Below are 23,583 nucleotides of genomic sequence, written 5' to 3'. Positions count from 1 at the left end.
GCGCGGCCTCAGCCGTGAACCGTCGTGTAGGTGCCCTGCCCGGCCAGGATGCCGCGGAAGCCGCCCGGCTCGTCGAGCGAAAAGACGATGATCGGCAGGCTGTTGTCGCGCGCCAGCGCGATGGCACTCGCGTCCATCACCTTCAGGTGCTTGGCGAGACAGTCGTCGTAACTGACGCGGTCGTAGCGCTTCGCATCGGGGAACTTCACCGGGTCCTTGTCGTAGACGCCGTCGACCTTGGTGCCCTTGAAGATCGCCTCGCAAGCCATTTCGTTCGCTCGCAAAGTCGCCGCCGTGTCGGTCGTGAAATAGGGGTTGCCCGTGCCCGCCGCGAAAATGCAGACCCGCTTCTTCTCGAGGTGGCGCACGGCGCGGCGGCGGATGTAAGGCTCGGCCACCTCGTCCATGCGGATCGCGCTGATGACCCGCGTGAAGACGCCGAGGCTTTCCAGCGACGATTGCATCGCCAGCGCGTTCATCACGGTGGCCAGCATGCCCATGTAGTCGGCGGTGGTCCGCTCCATGCCCTGCGCGCTGCCCGCGAGGCCGCGGAAGATGTTGCCGCCGCCGATCACCATGCAGATCTCGACGCCCATCTGGTGCACCGATTGCACCTCGCGGGCGATGCGTTCGACCGTCGGTGGGTGCAGGCCGTAGCCCTGGTCTCCCATCAGCGCCTCCCCCGAAATCTTCAGCAGAACGCGCTTGAATGTGGTCTGGGAGGGCTCGGCCATGTTGCGCTCCATCGGCTGCCGGGACTAGGATCGCGCCATATGTGGCGGAAAACGCCTGCGGCTGCAATGCCGCAGGACGAGGTCCGAAGGGGGCGCCGTGACCGACAGGCTGACACGTCTCGCGCCGGACCCGGCGGCGCCCGTGCTGATCGCCGGACCGACGGCGAGCGGCAAGTCCGCGTTCGCGTTGGAAATCGCCGAGCGCGCGGGCGGCGTCGTGGTGAATGCCGACGCGATTCAGGTCTATTCCGACTGGCGCTTGCTGACCGCGCGGCCCGGGCCGGAGGACGAGGCGCGTGCACCCCACGCGCTTTATGGCCATGTGCCGGGCTCGCAGGCCTATTCCGTGGGCGACTGGCTGCGCGATCTCGCCCCCCTGCTCGAACAGCGCCCGCGCCCGATCATCACCGGCGGCACGGGCCTCTACTTCACCGCGCTGACGCAGGGCCTGGCCGAGATCCCGCCCACGCCGTCCGAGGTTCGGGCGGAGGCGATGGCCCGCCTCGATGCCGGCGGGCGCGCCGAGATGGTGGCCGAGCTCGACCCCGAGACCCGCGCCCGCATCGACACGGACAACCCGATGCGCGTGCAGCGCGCCTGGGAGGTGCTGCGCGCCACCGGCCGCGGCCTTGCCCAATGGCAGGACGAGACGCCGCCGCCGTTGCTGCCGCTTGCGCGCGCGCAGCCGATCCTCGTCGAGGCACCCAAGCACTGGCTCGATGCGCGTATTGCCGCGCGCTTTCGCGCCATGGTCGAGGGCGGCGCACTGGACGAGGCGCGCGCGAACCTCGCCGACTGGTCGCCTGACCTGCCCTCGGCCAAGGCCATCGGCGCGTCGGAGCTCATGGCGCACCTGCGCGGCGAGATCACGCTGGAAACTGCCATCGAGCGTGCCACAGTCCTCACCCGGCAATTCGCCAAGCGCCAGCGCACCTGGTTCAGGGCGCGGATGCGCGACTGGCCCGCTCTTGCCCCCGCCGAGGCCGAGGCATGACCACACCCGCCTTCATCCGTCACCCGCAGCCGATGACCGGCGCCGAGGACCCCGCGCTCGTGCGGGTCACCTCGCTGGGTCGCATGCCGTCCTGGCGTCTTGGCCTGCTGCACGACCGGCCCGAGAACGTGCTGATCTGGGTCACGCGCGGCCAGGGCCGGGTCGTGGTCAACGGTATCCGGCGCGGGTTCGGCACGCACAACGCCATGTTCATTCCAGCCGGCACACTGTTCTCCGTCGACGCCAGCGCCCAATGCCTCGGCCTCGTGGTGACCAGCCCCGCCGGGCTGACCGGCCGCCTGCCCGGCTCGGCGCTGCACCTGCGCGCCCGCGACACCCGGGCCCAGTCCGAGCTGACCGCCCAGATCGAGGCCATGCAGCGGGAGTTCACCAAGGGCCGGATCATGCTGCAGGACGCGCTCGAGGCGCATGTCCGCCTGATCGCCGTCTGGCTGCACCGCCAGGCCGCCGAGGGCACCGCAGACGCGCCAGAGGAAAGCGCGGCGCAGCGGCTCGCGCGGACCTTCGCCCGGCTGCTGACCCGGCACTACGCCTCGGACCGCAGCGTCGCGGGCTATGCCGAGGCGCTGAGCGTGACGCCCACCCATCTCACCCGCGCCTGCCGGGTGGCCTGCGGCCGGACGGCGGCCGAGATGATCGCCGAGCGCAAGCTGCACGCCGCGCGCCAGATGCTGGCCGAGGGCGAGGCGCCCGTCATGCGGGTGGCCGAGATGCTGGGGTTCCAGAGCGCGGCCTATTTCACCCGCTTCATTCGCAGCCACACCGGAAGCTCTCCCACGGACCTGCGCCGCGCCGCCGGCAACGGTCTTGCCGGCTGAGGCCGGGCGCCCTCAGGAAAAGGCTTGCGGTCCGGGCGCTCCGGGTTGTTCCATGAGGTCATCGGCCAGACGCGCCGGAGGGAGACGACCATGACGCAGAGCGGCGCGCCCACACGCGTCCACCGGGCGGCGATCCAGCAGGCCCGCGACTTCGCGGCGGGCCGGATCGGTCGCCGTGAATTCCTGACCCGTGCCACGGCCCTGGGGCTGAGTGCGACCGCGGTGCATGCGCTTGGAGGCCTCGCCGCGCCCGTGGCGGCGCAGGAGCGGCGCCCGGGTGGCACCCTGCGCATCCAGATGGGCGTGCGCCCGGTCAGGGATCCGCGCACGGCGGATTGGCCCGAGATCGCCAATTTCACGCGCGGATGGCTCGAATACCTCGTGGAATACACCTGCGAGGGCACCCTCCGGGGCATGCTGCTCGAGAGCTGGGAGGTGGACGAGGATGCCACGACCTACGTTCTCCACCTGCGCCCCGGCGTGACCTGGACCAACGGCGACGCCTTCGACGCGCAGGACGTGCTGCGCATGTTCGGCTACTGGTGCGACCGCAGCGTCGCGGGCAATTCCATGGCCGGCCGTCTGGCCTCGCTCGTCGATCCGGAGACCGGGCAGCTGCGTGACGGCGCGGTTGAGGAGGTGGACCCGCTGACCGTGCGCGTCACCCTGCCCGCGCCCGATGTCACGATCATGGCCGGGCTCGCCGACTACCCGGCAGCCGTCGTGCATGCCAGCCACGACCCGGAGACCATGCTCGACTCGCCCGTCGGTACCGGGCCTTACCTGCCCGAGAGCTTCGCGCCGCACGCCAGCGCCGTCCTGGTTCGCAACACGGCCCACGACTGGTGGGGCGCGGGTGTCGAAGGATGGGAAGAGCCGACGCTCGAGCGCATCGAGTTCATCGACCTCGGCACCGACCCGGCGAGCTGGATCGCCGCGATCAAGGCCGACACCGTGGACATGCTGCACGAGAACCTGGGCGGTTTCATCGAGGAAGCGGACGAGCTCGGCTGGGAACGCTCGGAGGTCGTGACCGGCGCCACGGTCGTGCTGCGCGGCAACCAGACCGCGCAGGTCGACGGGGGGACTCCCTATGCCGATCTGCGCGTGCGGCAGGCGCTGCAGATGGCCGTGGACAACGCGGTCTGCCTCGAGCTTGGCTACGGCGACCGCGGGACGGTGGCGCACAACCACCACGTCGCGCCGATCCATCCCGACTATGCCGAGGTTGGCCCCACGCCATTCAACCCCGAGAAGGCCAGCGCGCTGATGGTCGAGGCGGGGCTCGAGGACTTCCGGCACGAGCTTGTGACGCTCGACGACGGGTTCACCCGGCGCACCGGCGCGGCGGCGGCGGCGCTGCTGACCGACGCGGGCATCGCGGTGACGCACCGCGTGCTGCCCGGCTCGGCCTTCTGGAGCGAATGGACGTCCTTTCCGCTGTCGATCACCGAGTGGAACCACCGGCCGCTTGGCGTGCAGATCCTGGCGCTGGCCTATCGGTCGGGCGAGCCCTGGAACGAGTCCGGCTATGCCAATCCCGAGTTCGACGCGCTGCTGGCGCGGGCCATGTCGATCGCCGACGCCGAGGCGCGGCGCGAGGTCATGGCCGATATGGAACGGATGCTGCAGCGGGACGCGGTGATCGTGCAGCCCTACTGGCGCGCGCTGTACCGGCATTTCCGCCCCGGTGTGGTCGGCGCCGAGATGCACCCGACCTTCGAGATCCACCCCTACGGTCTGGGCTTCGCCGCCGGCTGATCCGGGGCGCGCGGCTCAGCCGCCCCAGATGGTTTTCACGTAGTTGCGCGTCTCGGTGTAGGGCGGAACGCCGCCGTGCTTCTCGACCGCGTTCGGACCGGCGTTGTAGGCGGCAAGCGCCAGCCTCCAGGAGCCGAACTTGCGGTACTGCGTCACGAGGTAACGCGCGCCGCCGTCGAGGTTCTGCTCGGGGATCTTCGGATCGACCCCCAACGCCCGCGCGGTGAAGGGCATTAGCTGCGCGAGCCCGATCGCGCCCTTGTGCGACAGCGCCTTGGGGTTGAAGCCCGACTCCTGCTGCACGAGGCGCAGGAACAGGTCCTCCGGCACGCCGTGGCGGCGCGCCGCGACCCGCGCCATGTCGGCGTAGACGCCCTTGTAGGCGCCGCGATAGGCGGGTGCAGAGCCCTCCTCGCCGCCGCGCGGGCCCCATTTCGTGGGCGTCACAACCTTGGGCGGCTGCAGCCGCACCGAGTTGCGGTATTGCTGCGCCGCACGGCTGTCGAGCACGTTCGTCTGCTTCTGGAAAAGCATGACCCTGTTCTTGGTCGAAAGGACGTCGCCCGCCGCAGGTGCACCGCAGAATGCGGCGGCGGCGAGCGCGGCCATCGCCGGTCTCGTCACACGCTTCATTGTCCCGTTCCGTTCCCTGTCCACTCGGCCACGACTATACAGGATTTGAGCGGTCGCGAAACCCTCGGGCGGATCGGCCCGGAGGCGGGTCTTTCCCCCCTGTTAACCACTCTATGGTGGTGTAAGGATGCTTGGACCCCGAAACGGGGATTCGGATACGAGAGAGAGGACGACATGGCCGGTTCCGTGAACAAGGTGATCCTGGTGGGCAATCTCGGCGCGGACCCGGAGGTTCGCACCTTTCAGGACGGTGGCAAGCTGTGCAACCTGCGCATCGCGACCTCCGAGAACTGGCGCGACCGCAACACCGGCGAACGCCGCGAACGGACCGAATGGCACAACGTCGTGCTGCGTGGCGACGGTCTGATCCGCGTGGCCGAGCAGTACCTGCGCAAGGGCTCCAAGGTCTACGTCGAGGGCGCGCTGCAGACCCGCAAATGGCAGGACCAGTCGGGCCAGGATCGCTATTCGACCGACGTGGTCGTGGCCGGCGTTGGCGGCAACCTTACCATGCTGGACGGTCGCAGCGGCGGTGGCGGCGGCGGCGGTGTATTTCGGCGGTTCGGGTGGCGGTTACGGCGGCGGCTCGGGTGGCGGCGGTGGCTACGGCGGCGGCCGCGACGATTACTCGGGCGGCGGCTCGGGCCCCTCGCGGGCGCCCTCTCGCGACATCGACGACGAGATCCCGTTCTGATCGCGGCGCCCGGCGGGCGCCAGATCCGACGAATGCGAAAGCGGGTCGCCGGCCGGGCGGCCCGTTTTTTCGTGCCCCTCCGACAGCGTCCGGAGCAATCGGCCGGCGCCGCGATGAGCGCCCCTGCGGCACCCCGCCCGAGTTGACAACGTCCGGACAGATCCCGAATTCTGGATGTAACCGGCGCTGCGCCGGCATGGGGACATTGTACGCATGACCTGGTCGTTTTCCATCGGACGCCTCTTCGGCTCGGACCTGCGGGTCCATGCCACGTTTTTCCTCCTGTTGGCCTGGGTCGGGGCCGGAGCATGGGCCGCGGGCGGCCCGCAGGCGGCGCTGCAGAACGTCGCATTCGTGCTGGCTCTCTTCGCCTGCGTCGTGGCGCATGAATTCGGCCACGCGCTGATGGCCCGGCGCTACGGCATCAAGACCCCCGACATCACGCTGCTGCCGATCGGCGGGCTCGCCCGGCTCGAGCGCATGCCCGAGAAGCCGGCCCAGGAAATTGCCGTCGCCCTCGCGGGCCCCGCGGTCAACATCGTGATCTGGGCGCTGCTGCTGGGCTTCGGCGCCTCCACGGCGGTCGAGGACCTTGCCGATATCGGCACAACGCCCGGCGCTTTCCTGGGCCAGCTTGCGGCGGTGAACCTCTTCCTTGCGCTTTTCAACCTGCTGCCCGCCTTCCCGATGGACGGCGGCCGGGTGCTGCGCGCCGCGCTGGCCACCCGCATGAGCCGGGTGCGCGCCACGCAGGCCGCCGCGACCGCCGGACAGGTCATGGCCTTCCTGCTGGGCTTCTGGGGGCTGACCTCGGGCAATCTCGTGCTGCTGCTCATCGCCCTCTTCGTCTTCTTCGCCGGCACGGCCGAGAGCCGCGACGTGGCGAACCGGGCCATTGCGCACGATCTCGCCGCGCGCGATGCGATGATCACCAGCTTCGAGTCGCTGCGCCCCGAGGACACGCTGCAGGTCGCGGCGCAGACGCTCATCCGCACCACGCAGCACGAATTCCCGGTGCTCGATCCCGAGGGCCGGCTTGCCGGCTTCCTGACCCGCGCGGGACTGTTTCACGCCATGGCCGAGGAACGCGGCGCGCAGCCCGTGGCCGAGGTCATGGAGGAGGTGCCGCAATACCCGCTGACCACGCCGCTCGAGACGGTGCTCGACGCGCTGGCGCAGGCGCCCGCCGTGGCTGTGACCGACCGGCAGGGCCGCGTGCTCGGCTACGTTACGCGCGAAAACGTGGGCGAAGTCATGGTCCTGCGCGAACGGAAGGCAGGATAGGTCGCGAAGGCGCCTTGCGCGACGCATGCGGGCCTTGCGCGATTGCCGCGCGGTGCGCCATGTGAAACCCTGAACACCCGCAGTTCCAAGGACCCTGAATGACAAACGCGCTTTCCGAACTGCTCGAGACCCGTGACTGGCTGATGGCCGACGGGGCGACGGGCACCAACCTGTTCAACATGGGCCTGAGCTCGGGCGACGCCCCTGAATTCTGGAACATCGACCACCCCGACCGGATCCGCACGCTCTATCGCAACGCGGTCGAGGCGGGATCGGACATCTTCCTGACCAACAGCTTCGGCGCCAATGCCTCGCGGCTGAAACTGCACGACGCGCAGGACCGCGCGCTGGAGCTGTCGCGCATCGCCGCCGAGCTGGGCCGCGAGGTGGCCGACGCGGCCGGTCGCAAGGTGGTGGTCGCGGGCTCGGTCGGTCCCACCGGCGATATCATGCAGCCGGTGGGCGAGCTGAGCCACGCCGCCGCGGTCGAGATGTTCGAGGAGACCGCGACCGGCCTCAAGCAAGGCGGCGCCGATGTGCTCTGGGTCGAGACGATCTCGGCCCCCGAGGAGTTCAAGGCCGCCGCCGAGGCATTCGCCAATGTCGGCATGCCCTGGTGCGGAACCATGAGCTTCGACACGGCCGGGCGCACCATGATGGGCGTGACTTCCGAGGCCTTCGTCCAGCTGGTCGACGGGTTGCCCAACCCCCCGCTCGCCTTCGGCGCAAACTGCGGCGTGGGCGCCTCGGACCTGCTGCGCACGGTGCTGGGTTTTGCCGCCACGGGCACCGCTCGGCCGATCATCGCCAAGGGCAACGCGGGCATCCCCCGCTACGAGGACGGGCACATCCACTACAACGGCACGCCAGATCTTATGGCCGACTATGTCTGCATGGCGCGCGACTCGGGCGCGACGATCATCGGTGGCTGCTGTGGAACCATGCCCGAGCACCTGCGCGCCATGCGCGAGGCGCTCGAGACGCGCCCGCGCGGCGAGCGGCCGACGCTGGAGGTGATCGCAGAGCGCCTGGGCGGCTTCAGTTCGGAAACCGACGGCACCGGCGACTCGGGCGCGCCAAAGCGCGAGCGCCGCGGCCGGCGTCGCGGTTGACCGGGCTTTAACACTGGCGGGGCGAGATTGCAGACATGACAGATCGCCCCGCTCCGATTCGCCTCGACCAATGCCTGACACAGCTCGTTGCCGCGCGCGCGGCGGCGCAGGGCGGCGTGGTCCGGCGCAGGACCTGCGCCATCGGGCAGATCGTGGGGAATGAGCGGTTCCTGGCAAAGCTCGACCGGCGCGGCTTTCGCGCGGTCGAGAACGCGGGCCGGACGGTCGTCTTCTGCAATCGGGCGCCGGTGAGGGTGCTGCGGTGAGGGGCCGCGCCAAATACCTTCGAAGGAATTTGCAGATCTCTTCGAAGAGATTCGGGCGCGCGGCCTCAGAACAGGCTCAACTGGTCCCCTGCCCGCGGCGGTGGCGCGAACAGATCGCAGCGCAGCGGCGGCTGTTCGCGGTCGAGCCCGAGGCGCCGCGCCGTCTTGCGAAACCTTTGGCCGATGAGCTCGGCGTAATGCCCCTCGCCCCGCATGCGGTGGTGCCAGCGGGACGAGTAGTCCTGCCCGCCGTGCATCTCGCGCAGTCGCGCCATGACGCGGCCTGCGCGGCCGGGATAGTGCTCTTCGAGCCAGCGGCGCCAGAGCGGCGAGACCTCGAGCGGCAGACGCAGCATGATCCAGCTTGCCGCGCCCGCGCCCGCCTCGGCACCGGCGGCGAGGATGCGTTCCAACTCCGGGTCGGTCAGCGCAGGCACCACGGGCGAGACCATGAGGCGGACGGGGATCCCCGCCTCGGCCAGGCGCCGGATCGTTGCCAGCCGCCGCGCCGGGGACGGCACGCGCGGCTCCATCCGGCGGGACAGGTCCGGGTCGAGCGTGGTGACAGAGAGCCCGACGCGCACCAGTCCCTCGGCGGCCATCGGCGCGAGGATGTCGATGTCGCGCTCGATCAGCGTGCCCTTGGTCACGATGGCGACCGGGTGGCGGAAATCGCGCAGCACCTCGAGGCAGGCGCGCATGATGCCGCGGTCGCGCTCGATGGGCTGGTAGGGATCGGTGTTGGTGCCGATGGCCAGCGGTGCCACCTCGTATCGGCATGCCCGCAGTTCGCGCGCCAGCACCTCGGGCGCCTCGGGACGCGCCACCAGCTTCGTCTCGAAATCGAGGCCTGGCGAGAGGCCCAGGTAGGCGTGGCTCGGCCGGGCAAAGCAGTAGATGCAACCGTGCTCGCAGCCGCGATAGGGGTTGATCGTACGGTCGAAAGGAATGTCCGGCGAGCGGACGTAGTTGATGAGGCTGCGCGGCCGCTCCTCGCTCACCTCGGTTCGGATGGGCGGCAGTTCCTCGGGAATGTCCCAGCCGTCGGACTCGTCGGCGCGGTTCAGCCGTTCGAAGCGACCCGTCTCGCGGGTCGCGGCGCCGCGTCCGCGGCGGCGCTCGGGATCGACGTGTCTGGGCGATTGCTCCATGCAGGCAGGATAGAACGAATAAGGAACATCCGCAATCACCCCGTCGCGGTCCCGCACAGTGATCCGCCGGCGTCGCAGGCGGCTTGGCGCATGTCGCAATCCGCCAAGTGTGCCGCCTCGGAAACCCGCAGGAAACCAGTATCCCCTCCCGCGTGCAGTGCCACGCCAGAACCCATGGGACAATCGCATGTCTGACGAAGAAGACGACCTGATCCTTTCGGACCTCAACGACGAGGAACTCGTCGAGCAGATGTTCGACGACCTGTACGACGGTCTCAAGGAAGAGATCGAGGAGGGTGTGAACATCCTGCTCGAGCGCGGCTGGGAACCCTACCGCATCCTGACCGAGGCACTGGTCGGCGGCATGACCGTGGTCGGGAAGGATTTCCGCGACGGGATCCTTTTTGTCCCCGAGGTGCTGCTGGCAGCCAACGCGATGAAGGGCGGCATGGCCATCCTCAAGCCGCTCCTGGCCGAGACCGGCGCGCCCACCATCGGCAAGATGGTCATCGGCACGGTCAAGGGCGACATCCACGACATCGGCAAGAACCTGGTGTCGATGATGATGGAGGGTGCCGGATTCGAGGTGGTCGATCTGGGGATCAACAACCCGGTCGAGACCTACATCGAGGCTGCGGCCGCCGAGAACGCGGATATCGTCGGCATGTCGGCGCTTCTGACCACGACGATGCCCTACATGAAGGTCGTCATCGACCAGATGGTCGAGCAGGGAATCCGCGACGACTACATCGTCCTGGTCGGCGGCGCGCCGCTGAACGAGGAATTCGGCAAGGCCATCGGTGCCGACGCCTATTGCCGTGACGCCGCCGTTGCGGTAGAGATGGCGAAGGATCTGATTGCGCGCAGGCACAATCAGCGCGCCGCAGGCTGATAGCCGGGCGGCGCCACCGGGACCGGCGGGGAGGAGGGCCGGTCCCGGGCTGAAAACGCCCCAACCCCCAGAACACTGCTGTCCCGCAAAGCGGCCGTTACGTCGCGACGCCTGGTGCGTGTCAGGAATTTGTCTTTTATTTCCGAGCGTCGCGCCCTATCTTGTTAGGCAGAGGAGACGCATCATGCCGGTAACGACTTTCGTGACGCTCATCTTCGCCGTTCTGACGGCGGCCGCCCTGACCGTTTGGGCCTTCGTGGCCTGGGGCGCGGGAACCATGGTTCCGCTGCTGCTGGGGCTGGCCCTGCTGGCTCGCTGGGCCATGATGCCGATCGCTTCCGACGATGGCCACGCCTGACGCGACCACGCTCACCGATACCGGATGGCAGGACACAGGCAAGGGGCAGGTGCTGCTGATTGCCTGCGGTGCGCTCGCGCGCGAGATCCTCGATCTCAAGGCGCGGAACGGCTGGGACCACCTCGATCTCGTCTGCCTGCCCGCCATTCTGCACAATCGTCCGGAAAAGATCCCGGAAGCCGTTCGCGACGCCGTCGAGCGGCATCGTGCGGGGTATGACGCGATCCATGTCGTCTACGCCGACTGCGGCACCGGCGGGCTGCTCGGAGCGGAATGCGCGCGGCTGGGCGTGGAGATGGTCGCCGGGCCGCACTGCTACGCCTTCTTCGAGGGGGTTGATGCCTTTGCCGCGCGGGACGAGGCGACGGCCTTCTACCTGACGGATTTCCTTGTGCGGCAGTTCGATGCCTTCGTCTGGAAACCGCTCGGGCTCGACCGGCATCCAGAACTGCGCGACATGTATTTCGGCAACTACGAGACGCTGGTCTATCTTGCCCAGACCGAGGACGCCACGCTGACCGAGCGCGCCCGCACGCAGGCAGAGCGGCTCGGCCTTGCATTCGAGCGGCGGCCGACGGGCTACGGTGATCTGGAGACGACGCTGCGCGGCTGGGCTGCGCGCTGAGCGCCTACTCTGTTGCGACGCTCTCCCTGAGCACCGTCGAGACCGGGACCAGCGCCACGCTGCCCGCCCGGTCCTGCAGCCCCCAGAGCAGCAGCGCCGAGACCGTGTCGGCCCGCAGCCGCCCCAGCATGATGACGGCCCCCTCCTGCCGCGCCTTGAAGGCCGCCTGGTCGAGGAAGCGGCGCATGACGCGCGGGTCCTGTCCGGAGCCGTCGAAATCGCGGAACACCGTGGCCGACGGCACGCCTGCGCGCAGCGCCAGCGACTGCGCGGTGTTGAGCCCGCTCGGCTGCATGAGAAGCCCGTGACCGGTATCGGCGAGGTAGCCCGCCACCTGGTCCGAGACCGCGCGGGAGGACTGAAGCCCCTGCCCCGGGTTCTCGAGCACCGCCACAGCCTCCGGGCGACCGCGTCGAGCGTCGCCTCGAGCGTCACTTCGACGTCGGAGGCCTGGGCGCCTTCAGGAACGCCGGCGAGTGCCAGCACCTCGAAGCCGAGATCGCGGTAGGCCCGGACGGCCGCCGCGGCGTCCGGATGCGAGGCCGGGATCGCGAAACTGACCGGAAAGGGGAAGGCCTCGATGGTGTCGGGGCCCAGCGGACCGGACCCGTCGTCGATCAGCACGATCGACATGCGCGGCTCGTCCTCTGCTGCATCCGCCTCTGCCGCGTAGCGCTCGAGCGGGCGGGCCTCGGCTGCGGGCTGCTCCGCCTCGGGAGCATCCGTCTCATCAGCGTCGGCCTCTTCGGCGCCGCCCCGGGGGATCAGCGACTGCGCGGGCCGCCCGATTGTGGGCGCCGTCTGCGCGCCCTCGTTGGCGTCATCGACGGCCCCTTCCGCGACGATCGTGCCGGTGTCTTCGTCCTCGTCTTCGGACGCGGGCTGCCCTGCCTCAGTTGTTTCGGGAGCAGGATCCGCGACCAGGCCGCTCTCTTCGGCGGACACCGGCGGCGCCGGGGGCTGGGCCGGGTCGGTGGAAATGTCGGGCTCGCGCTCGGCCAGCGGCGCCTCGGGCGCTGCGGCCTGGCCGCCGGGCAGGACGGGCGCCTCGCTCGAAACCGCAACGCGGGCCTCGGGCTCTTCGCTGGCCTCGGGTGCGGCGGGCGCATCGGTGCCGGTCACCGCGTCGGGCCGCGCGGCGGGCGTCGTGTCGGGTGCGCTGGCCTCGGGCGCACTTGGCGGGGAATTGAGCGCCGGTCCCTCGCCTGCAAGCGCGACCTGCGCCTCGTCGGCCGGGCGCCTTGCCGGCGGGACGACTTCCTGAACGGCGGCCGGTTCGTCCAACTCCGCCTCGGCACTCTCTGTCGCGGGTTCGGTCTCCGTCGCGGATACCTCCCCGGCTTCCGCCTCGGCGGTCTCGCTCTCGGGGTCGGCACGTTCGTCCGGGGACGGGGTGACCTCGACCGTCTCCATCTCGGTCTCTGGTGCGGGCCCCTCTGCAACCGGCTCGGGCGCTGTCTCGGTTCCCTCGGTTTCGGGCAGCACCTGGTCCTGCGCGGGTGCGGCGGTCTCGGCCGGCGGCGCCACCGGAGCCTCGGACAGGCGAACCGGCCGCGGCGGGCCAAGCGCGAAAGAGACAGCGCCCGCTGCGACACCCGAAACCACCAGGCCGCTGATCGCCCCCGTCAGAAATCCCTTCGCCATGCCTTGCGCCCCTTCTGCCCGCCGGTATCCGTGCCGGTCTGTCGTGCCTCTTGCGGGCGCGGTCGCGCTCTCCGGCGCCAGCCCTTGACGCTGCACCTCACCCGGGCGCATGTATAGCGCCGAGAATGCCCATCCTTCCAGCCCCGAGACGCGCCCATGCTTCTGCTGATCGACAACTATGACAGCTTTACCTACAACCTCGTGCACTACGTCGGCGAGCTTGGTGTCGAGGCGCAGGTCTGGCGCAACGACGCGCTGACCGTTCAGGACGCGATGGCACTGCGGCCCTCGGGCATCCTGCTCTCGCCGGGGCCCTGCACCCCGAACGAGGCCGGCATCTGCCTCGCGTTGACGCAGGCCGCCGCCGAGACCGGAACGCCGCTGCTGGGCGTGTGCCTCGGTCACCAGACGATCGGCCAGGCCTTCGGCGGCAATGTCGTGCGCCACGACGAGATCGTGCACGGCAAGATGGGCCGCATGCACCACGACGACACCGGCGTCTTTGCCGGCCTGCCCTCACCCTTCGAGGCGACGCGGTACCATTCGCTGGTGGTCTCGCGCGACGGGCTGCCCGAGGAGCTGGCGGTCAACGCCTGGCTCGAGGACGGCACGATCATGGGCCTGCGACACCGCGAGCTGCCCATCCACGGCGTGCAGTTCCACCCCGAGAGCATCGCTTCGGAGCACGGCCATGCGCTGCTCAAGACCTTCCTCGAGACCATGAAAGAACCTGCATGAGCGACCGACTGAAGCCGCTGATCGGCGCCGCCGCGACCCGCCCGCTGACCCGTGACGAGGCCGAGACGGCCTTCGACATCCTCTTCGAGGGCGAGGCGACCCCGGCGCAGATGGGCGGGCTGCTGATGGCGATGCGCACGCGCGGCGAATCGGTGTCGGAATATGCCGCCGCCGCCGCCGTGATGCGCGCCAAGTGCCACAAGGTGCAGGCGCCCGAGGGGGCCATCGACATCGTCGGCACCGGCGGCGACGGCAAGGGCACGCTGAACATCTCGACGGCGGCCGCCTTTGTGGTCGCGGGCGCGGGCGTGCCGGTGGCCAAGCACGGCAACCGCAACCTGTCGTCGAAATCGGGCTCGGCGGATGCGCTGACCCAGATGGGCGTCAAGGTGATGATCCCGCCGAAAGCCGCTGAAAAGGCTCTGAAATCGACCGGCATCTGCTTCATGATGGCGCCGATGCACCACCCGGCCATGGCAAACGTCGGCCCGGTGCGCACCGAGCTGGGCACGCGCACGATTTTCAACATCCTCGGCCCGATCACCAACCCGGCCGGGGTCAAGCGCCAGCTCACCGGCGCCTTCTCGCGCGATCTGATCCAGCCCATGGCCGAGACGCTCGGCCAGCTCGGGTCCGAGCGCGCCTGGCTGGTTCACGGCTCTGACGGCACCGACGAGCTGGCGATTTCCGGCATGAGCTGGGTCGCCGCGCTGGAGGAGGACGGCTCGGTCCGCGAGGTCGAGCTTCATCCCGAGGACGCGGGCCTGCCCGAGCATGCCTTCGAGGAGATCGTCGGCGGCACACCCGAGGAAAACGGCACCGCCTTCCGCGCGCTGCTCGAGGGCGCGGCGGGCGCTTACCGCGACGCGGTTCTGCTGAACGCCGCTGCCGCCCTCGTCGTGGCCGGGAAGGCCACGGACCTGCGCCAGGGCGTCGAGATGGCCCGCGAGAGCATCGACAGCGGCGCTGCGCTCGGTAAGGTTCGCGCGCTGGCCGAGGCGACCCAAGAGGCGGCATGACCCCGCCCGAAGCCTGGGCGCATCTGCCGTTCTTCACCCGGGACCTGCCCCGCATCGCGGCCGCGCTTGCCGCAGAGGATCGCGAGGTGCTGCCGCCTGCGCCGCAGATCTTCGCGGCGCTCGACGCCTGCCCGCCCGACACGGTGCGCGTGGTGATCCTGGGCCAGGACCCCTACCCGACACCCGGACACGCGCACGGCTTGGCCTTCTCGGTCGAGCCCCACATTCGGCCGCTGCCGCGCTCGCTGGGCAACATCTTCAAGGAACTCGAGGCCGAATTCGGCGCGGCGCCCGCGACCGGAGACCTGCGCCACTGGGCGGCGCAGGGCGTTCTGCTGCTGAATACCGCGCTCACCGTTCCGGCGGGCACGGCGGGCGGCCACGCGCGGATGGGCTGGTCGACGCTGACGGAGCAGGTGCTCGAGGAGCTGTCGAAAAAGCCGCGTGCCTTCGTGCTCTGGGGCAAGCATGCGCAGGGGTTCGAGAGGCACATCCACGGGACGGACCATCTGCTGCTGCGCTCGGCCCATCCCTCGCCGCTTTCGGCACGGCGGGGCTTTTTCGGATCGCGCCCCTTTTCCCGCGTCAACGAGTGGCTTATTGCAAGGGGCGAGACACCGATTGACTGGGTAAGCGGATGACGCAGACGATCCTCGACAAGATCAAGGCCTACAAGCTGGAAGAGGTGGCGGCCGACAAGGCTGCCAAGTCCCTCATCTCGGTCGAGGCCGAGGCGCGCGCGGCCGATCCGGTGCGCCCGTTCGGCGCCGCGCTGCGCGAGGCCGCCGCAACGGGCTATGGCCTCATCGCCGAGGTCAAGAAAGCCTCGCCGTCCAAGGGCCTGATCCGAGAGGATTTTCACCCCGCGACACTGGCCTCCGCCTATGAACGCGGCGGCGCGACCTGCCTCTCGGTTCTGACCGACACGCCCTCTTTCCAAGGCGCCAAATCCTTCCTGACCGAGGCGCGCGCGGCGACGACGCTGCCGGCGCTGCGCAAGGACTTCATGTATGACACCTACCAGGTGGCCGAGGCTCGCGCGCTGGGTGCGGACTGCATCCTGATCATCATGGCCAGCGTCAGCGACGCGCAGGCGGCCGAGCTCGAGGACGCAGCCTTTGGCTGGGGCATGGACGCCCTGATCGAGGTGCACGATGCGGCCGAACTCGACCGCGCGCTCAAGCTGCGCTCGCCGCTCGTTGGCGTGAACAACCGCAATCTCAAGACCTTCGAGACCACGCTGGACACGACCCGCGTCCTGTCGCGCAATGTGCCGGCCGACCGGCTGCTGATCTCGGAATCCGGCCTCCACACGCCCGCCGATCTTGCCGACATGGCGCAATACGGTGCGCGGGCCTTCCTGATCGGAGAAAGCCTCATGCGGCAGCCCGACGTGGAACGTGCCACCCGCACGCTGCTCAGGGATCCGGTCGCGGCATGAGCGGTCTGACGCATTTCGACGACAAGGGCGATGCCCACATGGTGGACGTGTCCGACAAGGCCACGACCGCACGCGTCGCCACCGCCGTCGGCTGGGTGAAGATGCAGCCCGAAACCCTTGAGATCATTACCGAAGGTAAGGCCAAGAAAGGCGACGTGATCGGTGTCGCGCGGCTGGCCGGGATCATGGGCGCCAAGAAGACGCCCGAGCTGATCCCGCTCTGCCATCCGCTGCCGGTCACTAAGGTCTCGGTCGACCTGACGCCCGACACCGACCTGCCCGGCCTGCGCATCGAGGCCACGGTCAAGACCACCGGCCAGACCGGTGTCGAGATGGAGGCGCTCACGGCCGTCAGCACGTCCGCGCTGACGGTCTATGACATGGCCAAGGCCGTGGATCGCGGCATGGAGATCGGCGGCATCCGCGTTGTCCTGAAAGACGGCGGCAAATCAGGCCGTTACGAGGCGACATGATCCCCGTATCCGAGGCGCTCGACAAGCTGTTTGCCCTGGCGCAGCCACTCGGGAGCGAAGAGATCCCGCTGCTGGAGGCCAACGGTCGCGTGCTTGCGCGCGACGTCGTGGCCCGCCGCGACCAGCCGCCCTTTTCGGCCTCCGCGATGGACGGCTACGCCCTTGGCGGCGATGTCGACAGCTTCCGCGTGATCGGTGAATCGGCGGCAGGCCAGCGGTTCGACGGAACGGTCGCGCAGGGCGAGGCGGTGCGCATCTTCACCGGCGCCCCGGTGCCCGAGGGCGCCGACCGCGTTGCGCTGCAGGAGAATGTCATCCGCGACGGCGAGGCCGTCACTCTCTCCGAACCCGTCGCCCCGAATGCCAATATCCGCGCTCTTGGCAACGATTTTCGCGCCGGTGACCGCGTCGAGGCGCCGCGCCGGCTCAGCCCCGAGGACCTCGCTCTCCTGGCGTCGATGAACATCGACCGGGTGCCCGTGGCACGCCGTCCTCGCGTCGCCCTCATCGCCACCGGCGACGAACTGCGCATGCCCGGCGAGGATCCCGGCCCAGATCAGATCATCGCCTCGAACACTTTCGGCCTGCATGCCCTGCTGGCCGATCTCGGCGCCGAGCCCCGGCTTCTTCCCATCGCCCGCGACACGCCGGAGTCGCTGCGCTGCGTGTTGGGGCTGGTCGACGACGCGGATCTCGTCATCACCGTGGGCGGAGCCTCGGTCGGGGATCACGACATCGTCGCGCGGGTGGCCGGCGAGATGGGCCTCGAGCGGGCCTTCCACCGCGTTGCCATGCGGCCGGGCAAGCCGCTGATGTCCGGGCGTTTGGGGCCTGCCATGATGATCGGGCTTCCGGGCAACCCGGTTTCGGCCATGGTCTGCGGCCATGTCTTCGTCGCGCCGGTGATCCGCGCCATGCTCGGCCTGGGCGCCGCTCCTGCCCCGCGCGAGGCGCTGCGCCTTGCCGCGCCCGTCGGCGCCAACGGGCCACGCGAACACTACATGCGCGGGCGCATCGGCTCCGAGGGTGTCACGATCTTCGATCGGCAGGACAGCTCTCTGTTGAGCGTTCTCGGGGCGGCCGACGCGCTCGTCGTACGCCCACCCGGCGACCCCGCCCGCGAGGCCGGCGAGTCGGTGAATGTCATCCACCTGACACAACGCTAGTCATTGCCGGTCCCGTGCCGCGCGGGGCAAGATATTGCGACGCGCTACGGCAGATCGGGGGAGCCTGCAGCTTGCGACATGGATGGTGGATTCTCTGGGCGGTGCTCGCGGGCATGGTCATCTGGACCTTCATCGGGATCGCGATCTTCAAATGATTTCAGTTTCTTGCGGTTTTTCCCGAACGTTCCGGATATCTGTCCGTGACAGCAGTGGCTGTTAGGTGACACCTTAGATTACAGTGATCCCGGAAGACGCTCGAAGAAGTCGGAAGACGGCGGATGGAAAGAGAAATCAAGGGGTTGCTGAGCGCCACGCATGGTCTGCTCCCAGTCGGCATAAGTTTACAGTGATCCTGCGAAACCGGTCAAATCGGCCACCATGGCGGCTCTGAAGGCCTTTGAAGGCGAGTAAGAAGCGATCACCGCGAAACCCCATTGAAATATGGTTCAATGCCCCCTGAGAAAGCCCGTACAGGGGCATTCTCGAGCTTTGACCAGGGCTGCGAACTGGGACCCTAGCCGCCCACTTCGTGTCGACCGTCCCACTTACGGATTTTCGAGCGCCATTACAGCACGTTATGTCGATGCGAGGCGTCGTAACGGTTTCAGAGAAGTGGGACCCGATTTTCAGCCAGGCCGCGACCGTACCGCACCACATACTGTGCCTTATGCGACTCGTGTGAGCAGTCACGACAAAGTCGAGGATCGACGTGGAGATCCGGCTAGGTCTATTTCGCTCCTGTCGATCCGACCGTCAATATCCCCGACCGCCCTTCAACGATGGCGGCGCCCACGCGTGCAGCCACGCACTGGAGAACTCACGGCAGGCGATCGTACGCGAATGGTGAGTTGCCTCAGTCGATCGAGGGCGGCAGGCCGTTGGCAACAAATGATGCGTTACAGACAGGGTTCACCAGCGCTGAGTTCTCGTTAGATCGATAGAGTTTAACGCAGGCCGTGTAAGTTCGGATTGAAACGCTCTCTCGACGTGCCTTCGACAACTCCTGTGCAGATTGCTGCAAGAGCTCTCCGGCCCTCACTCGCTCTTTTTCTGCAGCTAGGCGGTTCTGCCTGGCTTGCTCGGCCAAGCCTTCCGTATCAGATATTATTTCTTCTACGACTTGACCCATTCTGGCCTTGATCGTGCGTCGTTGATCAATGGCTTTGAAGGCGTCGATGGACATAAATCGCTTATGGCCTTGTGCATATAGCCATTGCTCGCCGGTGAACTTCTCCAAACACTCAACGCCGAGGTCTCGAGCCTCACCAAAAACATCCCCTTCGACGGCTTGTAAGGTGATCGCGGCCTCGCCCGCGGCGCGCTCTTCACCCGCCTCTAAAGCCATTAAGCAACTGTCAGCGGCACTTTTAGCAGTATCAGTTTCCTCCGCTTTCGCAGGTACAGAAAGGCTGGAAAGCACAATCGCCATGCTGAATTTCATAAACTTCATAGTACCACTCCACGTTCACACTTGAGAGATCACTGCGCGCACTCGTCCACGCACTCTGAGTTCCTTGGCGTCATTTCCCAAGACCTTGTAAGGTTGGAAGGTCGGATTATCAGATGTTACCAAAAATCCTCCGTCAATTCTTGCCAGCCGCTTTATGAAGAGTTCCTCATTCAACAGGAACGCATAAATGTAGCCATCATCGACTTCAAATTCTGCAAAGTGAACCAGAGCTAAGGAGCCGTCTCGCAAATTCGGCGCCATGCTATCGCCACTAACTTTTAAAAGGCCAGCCAAATCAGCGTTAATTCCCATTCGCAAGAGCCACGAGCGTGTGAAGGCCACATGGTCAATGACCTCCTCGGATGGCACCAATGCGCCAAGGCCAGCAGACCCGGACACATCGAAGCGGCGGACCATCTGAAGCTCTGCGTCACCTATGATGACATCGCCATGCGCTGGCACGCTGGTGTCCGGTGCGCTGACTAGACTGGTGCGACCCTGGAACTGAGCTTGCGCCTGCAACTCGTTCCCCTCGCCTGTGATGACCCATCTGGGATCGACGCCGAGTTCACGCCAAAGCTTGACTAGAAAGTCGAACGAAGGATCGGTGCGTCCTGCCTCTATGTCGCTGATAAATCCCTGACTTCGCGATACTTTTGACCCAAAAGCTCGCTGTGACAGACCAATTTTTTTGCGTATCTCGGCGATGCGCTGACCGTAAATTGCGGTTGCCATTTCAATGCCCATTGACAATAACGTAATACACGGTCATCTTCCTCCTGAACGTTATTCGCGGTCAAGCCACATCGACTCAAGAGAGCAGCATGACAAAACATCAACAATCCTACCAGCCGGGGCCGATCTTTCATGACGCGTTCCTCGCGGGCATGCGGGCATTGGGGTCCAGCAGTCGTGAGTTCGCCGATCGTCACGGTGTCAACTTCCAGAACATTCGTGGGTATTCGACCGGCTGGAGTAATGGCCCGAAGGCGCAGTTGATGCGCGATGCGATGATCGAGGAGATCGGCCCAGATCTTTTCGCCGCACTCTACGCGAAGCGGCTGGAGCAGGAGCGCGTTTGATGGCCGCCGGTAGCCATTTCCGTCTCCGTCCGGAGCTCGGCGAAGCTCTCGACGGGTCTCGCCAGGCGATCGCTGGGCTTCGATCCACGGTCGAACGCAGTATCGGCAGCCGGTGTCATAAAGGCACTCGAGCTACTACGGTCGCAGCTGGCATCGACGCTTGCGACGTGCCGGCCTGGGCCGCGCGCACGGGCAGGACGCAGCCGCCTGAGACAACACGCGAAAACCGCCGTCGTGCAAACGAGGTTCGCACTCTTTTCGCCACTCATTTTGACGCGACCGGGCAAGTCCTGGCGTCCGATGCTGTGAGGTCCCTCGGCCCGCAGATCTCACTAAGCAACCTGCACGAGTTCACGATGCTGCGTGTCCGGTTGGGCGAAAACCCGGTGTCTGGGGTCCGCCAAGAGACCTTCGACGCTACACTGCGCGTCTTCTCGACGATCTGGCCGGACAGGTGTCCCTGGCCGATCGAGACGCCGCGCCCTGCGCCCCTCACCGCCAGCGACCGGAGGGCTTCGTGATGCAGGACCGCGCAGATGTCCTTGTTCGTGCCCACGAGATCGGCCGTGGCCTGACCGATGCGCAGCGCATTGCGCTCGGGGTCACGCTGATCGGCACGGCCCGTCAACCCGAGAGCTTCGGCGCGGCCCGCGCGGCCGAGCGCATGGTGGGCGAGCACGCCCGCATGCTGCTGGCCGACGCGCTGCGCGGCGACGAAGCCATGCACCAGACCAAGACGGTTGCCACCACTCACGGAAACGCCGGCAACCGTCTCCCCGGCGGCAGAGGCACCGTCGGGGCGCCCAGGCCCGCGCCCTTCCTCTCCTCCCTGCGCGCGGCCTGGGCAACCATTCGCGCCGCCGAACGGCGGCTGTCCGAGAGCCTGCTCGGCGACCTGCTGGGCGGCGTGTCGGTGGTCGCGCTGGTGGTTGGCACGATCATTGGTCTGGGGGTGCTGCTGTGAGTTCCGAAAATCGCTTCATTCTGTTGTTGGCCGAGGACTTCTTTCGGTCGAGCCGGCCGACCTTTGAGGCGGCATACGACCGGACCAAGTTGCTTTGGAAATTCGAGTTCCCGGAGCTGCCCGAGGTCCCGACTGAAGACCGTGCAGGGATCCTTCTGCTCGAGCATCTTCGCGATCGTCAAACGCCTCCGGACTTTTATCCCGGAGCCAAGTTCCATGCCCTCAAGAACCGGGAAAGACCAGAGATGGAGACCGATCCACGCATCCATGGCGGAACGGCAACGAGCCGCGACATCTATCGAAGAATACGCAAACGGCGCAAGGCAGCCCGGAGCTTGAGGGGAGCGAGGCCGTCGTGGCGGCAGATCCCGCCGATCTGTCTGCCAGGCTGGTTCATAGGACGCCAAATGAGTGCCGCAGCGTCGTTTCTAGAGACCTTGGGGCCAGATGCCTGCTTGCTGCTTGAGCCCCATATCGACAGGCTTCTCGATATTTCATGCCCTTCGCGTACTCAGCGAATTCTGCTTGCTGCAATGCAATGGCTGACAGAACCGACCAGTGACGAGCCTCTATCCATTGGCGATAGAACTGCTCCGGCGGTGTCTCAGTCATCCAGCGATATCGCTGCTTTGGCGTCATCGCTAAGACGCGGAGCGAATGATCGGAAGGAGCGGACATGATGCGCTCCCAGTCGATCTCCGCCACGTTTAGGGCCCATGTCCAGAGTAGGTCGACTTGCTCTTCCGTGAGCATTTCCAACAGTTCGTCCGCGCGCGCCTGCGCCTCGATCACATATCCAGTCATCGAGATCGTGTCCTTGTGCTGTCTTCACTTGGGCATGAGAGGCGCTGCTGGGTGCGGTAACACCCGGCAGCGCCGCCACCCTAGCACGGGTCGCGCCTTCGCGGAAGGAAAGCACACAATGTGGTGCCAGAGCGGAGGCGGATCATGAATGCCGCCTCGCTCAAATCCGCCCGCCTGCAGCGCGTCCTGACCGTGCTGTCCGACGGCAAGCCCCACTCGACCTGGTCGATCATGCGCCGGGCCAAGGTCTGCGCGGTCAACAGCTGCATCGCCGAGCTGCGCTGTCTCGGCGCACGGATCGATTGCGAGACCCGGCTCGAAGGGCCGGAGCGCGAGAGACGCTTCTACTACACCATGAAGAAAGGGCCGCGTACCGATGGCTAAGACAGACTTCCAAAAAATCTCTGGGCCCAAGCCTAAAGAAGATCTCAGATCGGTACCGGTTCGCCTGGTTCAACCCGACCGCTTGCAGTGGATGGAAAACGAGTTGGCTTCGGTCGCTGCCCAAGTCGACTTGCTCGCTCGGAGCGCGAGCACCGATGACGGCGAAATCGACGAACTGCTCACCAATGCCGATGCCGAGCGCGAGCATCTCGAGATCCTCAATGACGAGGCGGCGAGGATCAACTCGGACGTCCAGATCCGCATCAGCGCACTCCGGTCAGTGCTGCAAGGGATTGTCGGGAGTGAGAGATGATCGAGCGGCTCACGACAGTCAATGAGTTGCCAGTCGATCAGATCCAGATCGCTGGACGGCTTAGAGATGTGTCCCGCGACGGTGTGGACACTCTGAAGGAAGCAATCAGCGAGCGAGGCTTCGTCGGACGCATTGTCGTGCGTCGAACCAAGAAGGGCGATTTCGTGCTCGATGGGGCCAATCGGCTCTCCGCGATGCGCGAACTCGGCGAAGCAGTCATCCCCTGTGATGTGTTGCGGTGCTCGGATGACGAAGCTCTGATGTTCGAGATCGATGGAAACTTGGCCGGAGCCAAAATGACCGCACTTCAGCTGTCATATTTCCTGGCGCAGCGTCGAGAGACCTTCCAAAGGCTGAACCCGGCGTTGTTGCAGAACTCAGCGGGTGAAGGATTCACATCGGGAATCCATGCGATTAGACGAGCAGCATGAGCAAGCCCAAGCCCGCCCGCTACCGCACGACGAACTGGTCCGCCTACAACGCTGCGCTCCGCAAGCGCGGGTCTTTGCTGATCTGGCTGGACAAGGAGATGGTCTGGCACGCGCCGCATGAGGGCCGCCCTGGGCGCCCGCCGGTGTTCTCGAATGCGGCGATCCAGTTCTGCCTGTCGATCAAGGTGCTGTTCAAGCTGCCGCTCAGGCAGACCGCCGGGCTGGTCGCCAGTCTGCTGCGTCTCGCGGGGCTGGACTGGCCCGTTCCGGACTATTCGACCTTGAGCCGGAGGCAGAAGACCCTGAAGGTGCAGATCCCCTATCGCCGTGC

The 23,583-nt window shown here is 67.1% G+C and carries 29 protein-coding genes and 1 pseudogene; 23 read left to right on the top strand and 7 right to left on the bottom strand.

Going from position 1 to position 23,583, the window contains the following annotated elements:
* Positions 1-8: 8 nt before the first annotated feature.
* Entirely contained in the window at positions 9-734 is a 726-nt protein-coding gene (gene pyrH, locus SALMUC_RS19785; protein ID WP_037372438.1) for a UMP kinase, read from the bottom strand.
* Between the two features lie 97 nt (positions 735-831).
* Here pyrH and miaA point away from each other — a divergent pair, with 97 nt between their 5' ends.
* The 3 genes from miaA (at position 832) to SALMUC_RS19770 (ending at position 4,328) form a co-directional block, all read left to right on the top strand.
* Positions 832-1,728, top strand: a complete 897-nt coding sequence (gene miaA, locus SALMUC_RS19780; RefSeq protein ID WP_020042307.1) for a tRNA (adenosine(37)-N6)-dimethylallyltransferase MiaA — start codon at positions 832-834, stop codon at positions 1,726-1,728.
* Positions 1,725-2,567 carry a helix-turn-helix domain-containing protein gene (locus SALMUC_RS19775; protein WP_020042306.1) on the top strand — a complete coding sequence of 281 codons (843 nt, stop codon included), beginning with the start codon at positions 1,725-1,727 and terminating at the stop codon, positions 2,565-2,567. The genes miaA and SALMUC_RS19775 overlap by 4 nt, the downstream gene beginning before the upstream one ends.
* 90 nt (positions 2,568-2,657) lie before the next feature.
* Positions 2,658-4,328, top strand: a complete 1,671-nt coding sequence (locus SALMUC_RS19770) for an ABC transporter substrate-binding protein (protein WP_037372433.1) — start codon at positions 2,658-2,660, stop codon at positions 4,326-4,328.
* A gap of 15 nt (positions 4,329-4,343) precedes the next feature.
* Here the strand turns inward: SALMUC_RS19770 and SALMUC_RS19765 are convergent, their stop codons facing one another.
* Positions 4,344-4,937: a lytic transglycosylase domain-containing protein gene (locus SALMUC_RS19765; RefSeq protein WP_020042304.1), complete on the bottom strand. Its 594-nt coding sequence runs from the start codon at positions 4,935-4,937 to the stop codon at positions 4,344-4,346.
* A gap of 198 nt (positions 4,938-5,135) precedes the next feature.
* Here SALMUC_RS19765 and ssb point away from each other — a divergent pair.
* The 4 genes and pseudogenes from ssb (at position 5,136) to SALMUC_RS19745 (ending at position 8,317) form a co-directional block, all read left to right on the top strand.
* A pseudogene (gene ssb / locus SALMUC_RS19760) lies at positions 5,136-5,655 on the top strand (single-stranded DNA-binding protein).
* Positions 5,656-5,868: 213 nt separating this feature from the next.
* On the top strand, positions 5,869-6,939 hold the full coding sequence (locus SALMUC_RS19755) for a site-2 protease family protein (RefSeq protein ID WP_020042303.1): 1,071 nt from the start codon (positions 5,869-5,871) through the stop codon (positions 6,937-6,939).
* 98 nt (positions 6,940-7,037) lie between these two features.
* On the top strand, positions 7,038-8,051 hold the full coding sequence (bmt, locus tag SALMUC_RS19750; protein WP_020042302.1) for a betaine--homocysteine S-methyltransferase: 1,014 nt from the start codon (positions 7,038-7,040) through the stop codon (positions 8,049-8,051).
* Between the two features lie 35 nt (positions 8,052-8,086).
* The gene (locus tag SALMUC_RS19745; RefSeq protein ID WP_020042301.1) at positions 8,087-8,317 is read left to right on the top strand and encodes a hypothetical protein; all 231 of its coding nucleotides are present in this window, start codon (positions 8,087-8,089) and stop codon (positions 8,315-8,317) included.
* Between the two features lie 65 nt (positions 8,318-8,382).
* Here SALMUC_RS19745 and SALMUC_RS19740 read toward each other — a convergent pair whose 3' ends face one another.
* On the bottom strand, positions 8,383-9,468 hold the full coding sequence (locus SALMUC_RS19740; RefSeq protein ID WP_020042300.1) for a PA0069 family radical SAM protein: 1,086 nt from the start codon (positions 9,466-9,468) through the stop codon (positions 8,383-8,385).
* A gap of 187 nt (positions 9,469-9,655) precedes the next feature.
* Here SALMUC_RS19740 and SALMUC_RS19735 point away from each other — a divergent pair, with 187 nt between their 5' ends.
* The 3 genes from SALMUC_RS19735 (at position 9,656) to SALMUC_RS19730 (ending at position 11,343) form a co-directional block, all read left to right on the top strand.
* Positions 9,656-10,360 carry a corrinoid protein gene (locus tag SALMUC_RS19735; protein ID WP_020042299.1) on the top strand — a complete coding sequence of 235 codons (705 nt, stop codon included), beginning with the start codon at positions 9,656-9,658 and terminating at the stop codon, positions 10,358-10,360.
* Positions 10,361-10,544: 184 nt separating this feature from the next.
* A complete protein-coding gene (locus SALMUC_RS30600) occupies positions 10,545-10,718 on the top strand; it encodes a hypothetical protein (protein WP_020042298.1) in 174 nt (57 codons plus the stop codon).
* Positions 10,705-11,343 (top strand): DUF1638 domain-containing protein, encoded by a 639-nt coding sequence (locus SALMUC_RS19730; protein WP_020042297.1) that lies wholly within the window; start codon positions 10,705-10,707, stop codon positions 11,341-11,343. Before SALMUC_RS30600 ends, SALMUC_RS19730 begins: the two co-directional genes overlap by 14 nt.
* A gap of 4 nt (positions 11,344-11,347) precedes the next feature.
* Here SALMUC_RS19730 and SALMUC_RS28400 read toward each other — a convergent pair whose 3' ends face one another.
* A complete protein-coding gene (locus tag SALMUC_RS28400) occupies positions 11,348-11,737 on the bottom strand; it encodes a divergent polysaccharide deacetylase family protein (protein WP_051155956.1) in 390 nt (129 codons plus the stop codon).
* A 585-nt stretch (positions 11,738-12,322) separates the two neighbouring features.
* Between SALMUC_RS28400 and SALMUC_RS30025 the strand changes: the two genes are divergently transcribed.
* From SALMUC_RS30025 to SALMUC_RS19695, 7 genes are all read left to right on the top strand, one after another.
* Positions 12,323-12,607, top strand: coding sequence for a hypothetical protein (locus SALMUC_RS30025; protein WP_156883569.1), 285 nt, complete (start codon positions 12,323-12,325; stop codon positions 12,605-12,607).
* Positions 12,608-13,143: 536 nt separating this feature from the next.
* The gene (locus SALMUC_RS19720) at positions 13,144-13,725 is read left to right on the top strand and encodes an anthranilate synthase component II (protein ID WP_020042294.1); all 582 of its coding nucleotides are present in this window, start codon (positions 13,144-13,146) and stop codon (positions 13,723-13,725) included.
* Positions 13,722-14,744: an anthranilate phosphoribosyltransferase gene (gene trpD / locus SALMUC_RS19715; RefSeq protein WP_020042293.1), complete on the top strand. Its 1,023-nt coding sequence runs from the start codon at positions 13,722-13,724 to the stop codon at positions 14,742-14,744. The genes SALMUC_RS19720 and trpD overlap by 4 nt, the downstream gene beginning before the upstream one ends.
* A complete protein-coding gene (locus SALMUC_RS19710; protein ID WP_020042292.1) occupies positions 14,741-15,385 on the top strand; it encodes a uracil-DNA glycosylase in 645 nt (214 codons plus the stop codon). Before trpD ends, SALMUC_RS19710 begins: the two co-directional genes overlap by 4 nt.
* The gene (trpC, locus tag SALMUC_RS19705; RefSeq protein ID WP_020042291.1) at positions 15,382-16,185 is read left to right on the top strand and encodes an indole-3-glycerol phosphate synthase TrpC; all 804 of its coding nucleotides are present in this window, start codon (positions 15,382-15,384) and stop codon (positions 16,183-16,185) included. The genes SALMUC_RS19710 and trpC overlap by 4 nt, the downstream gene beginning before the upstream one ends.
* Positions 16,182-16,658: a cyclic pyranopterin monophosphate synthase MoaC gene (moaC, locus tag SALMUC_RS19700; RefSeq protein WP_020042290.1), complete on the top strand. Its 477-nt coding sequence runs from the start codon at positions 16,182-16,184 to the stop codon at positions 16,656-16,658. Before trpC ends, moaC begins: the two co-directional genes overlap by 4 nt.
* Positions 16,655-17,824: a molybdopterin molybdotransferase MoeA gene (locus SALMUC_RS19695; protein WP_020042289.1), complete on the top strand. Its 1,170-nt coding sequence runs from the start codon at positions 16,655-16,657 to the stop codon at positions 17,822-17,824. The genes moaC and SALMUC_RS19695 overlap by 4 nt, the downstream gene beginning before the upstream one ends.
* Positions 17,825-18,677: 853 nt before the next feature.
* On the opposite strand, the gene SALMUC_RS19690 is transcribed toward SALMUC_RS19695, so the two are convergent.
* Complete coding sequence (locus SALMUC_RS19690; protein ID WP_020042288.1) at positions 18,678-19,274, bottom strand: hypothetical protein; 597 nt, start codon at positions 19,272-19,274, stop codon at positions 18,678-18,680.
* Positions 19,275-19,289: 15 nt separating this feature from the next.
* Positions 19,290-20,021 (bottom strand): XRE family transcriptional regulator, encoded by a 732-nt coding sequence (locus SALMUC_RS28390; RefSeq protein ID WP_020042287.1) that lies wholly within the window; start codon positions 20,019-20,021, stop codon positions 19,290-19,292.
* 77 nt (positions 20,022-20,098) lie between these two features.
* Here SALMUC_RS28390 and SALMUC_RS19680 point away from each other — a divergent pair, with 77 nt between their 5' ends.
* Together SALMUC_RS19680 and SALMUC_RS19670 are read left to right on the top strand one after the other, a co-directional pair.
* Complete coding sequence (locus SALMUC_RS19680) at positions 20,099-20,356, top strand: hypothetical protein (protein ID WP_020042286.1); 258 nt, start codon at positions 20,099-20,101, stop codon at positions 20,354-20,356.
* 517 nt (positions 20,357-20,873) lie between these two features.
* Positions 20,874-21,320, top strand: coding sequence for a hypothetical protein (locus SALMUC_RS19670; protein ID WP_021120680.1), 447 nt, complete (start codon positions 20,874-20,876; stop codon positions 21,318-21,320).
* Between the two features lie 393 nt (positions 21,321-21,713).
* On the opposite strand, the gene SALMUC_RS19665 is transcribed toward SALMUC_RS19670, so the two are convergent.
* Positions 21,714-22,124 carry a hypothetical protein gene (locus SALMUC_RS19665; RefSeq protein ID WP_020042283.1) on the bottom strand — a complete coding sequence of 137 codons (411 nt, stop codon included), beginning with the start codon at positions 22,122-22,124 and terminating at the stop codon, positions 21,714-21,716.
* 144 nt (positions 22,125-22,268) lie between these two features.
* On the opposite strand from SALMUC_RS19665, the gene SALMUC_RS19660 reads away from it, so the two are divergent.
* The 4 genes from SALMUC_RS19660 to SALMUC_RS19645 form a co-directional block, all read left to right on the top strand.
* Entirely contained in the window at positions 22,269-22,508 is a 240-nt protein-coding gene (locus tag SALMUC_RS19660; RefSeq protein WP_020042282.1) for a hypothetical protein, read from the top strand.
* Entirely contained in the window at positions 22,501-22,821 is a 321-nt protein-coding gene (locus tag SALMUC_RS19655) for a hypothetical protein (RefSeq protein WP_020042281.1), read from the top strand. Before SALMUC_RS19660 ends, SALMUC_RS19655 begins: the two co-directional genes overlap by 8 nt.
* Positions 22,818-23,252, top strand: a complete 435-nt coding sequence (locus SALMUC_RS19650) for a ParB N-terminal domain-containing protein (protein WP_020042280.1) — start codon at positions 22,818-22,820, stop codon at positions 23,250-23,252. The genes SALMUC_RS19655 and SALMUC_RS19650 overlap by 4 nt, the downstream gene beginning before the upstream one ends.
* Positions 23,249-23,583 (top strand): IS5/IS1182 family transposase (locus SALMUC_RS19645; protein ID WP_037372424.1); only part of this gene is annotated, 335 nt, incomplete at its 3' end. The genes SALMUC_RS19650 and SALMUC_RS19645, both read left to right, overlap by 4 nt.

The organism is Salipiger mucosus DSM 16094 (assembly GCF_000442255.1).
GTDB lineage: Bacteria > Pseudomonadota > Alphaproteobacteria > Rhodobacterales > Rhodobacteraceae > Salipiger > Salipiger mucosus.
The sequence above is the reverse complement of the archived record's forward strand: the minus strand, read 5'-3'. Positions and strand labels throughout refer to the sequence as shown.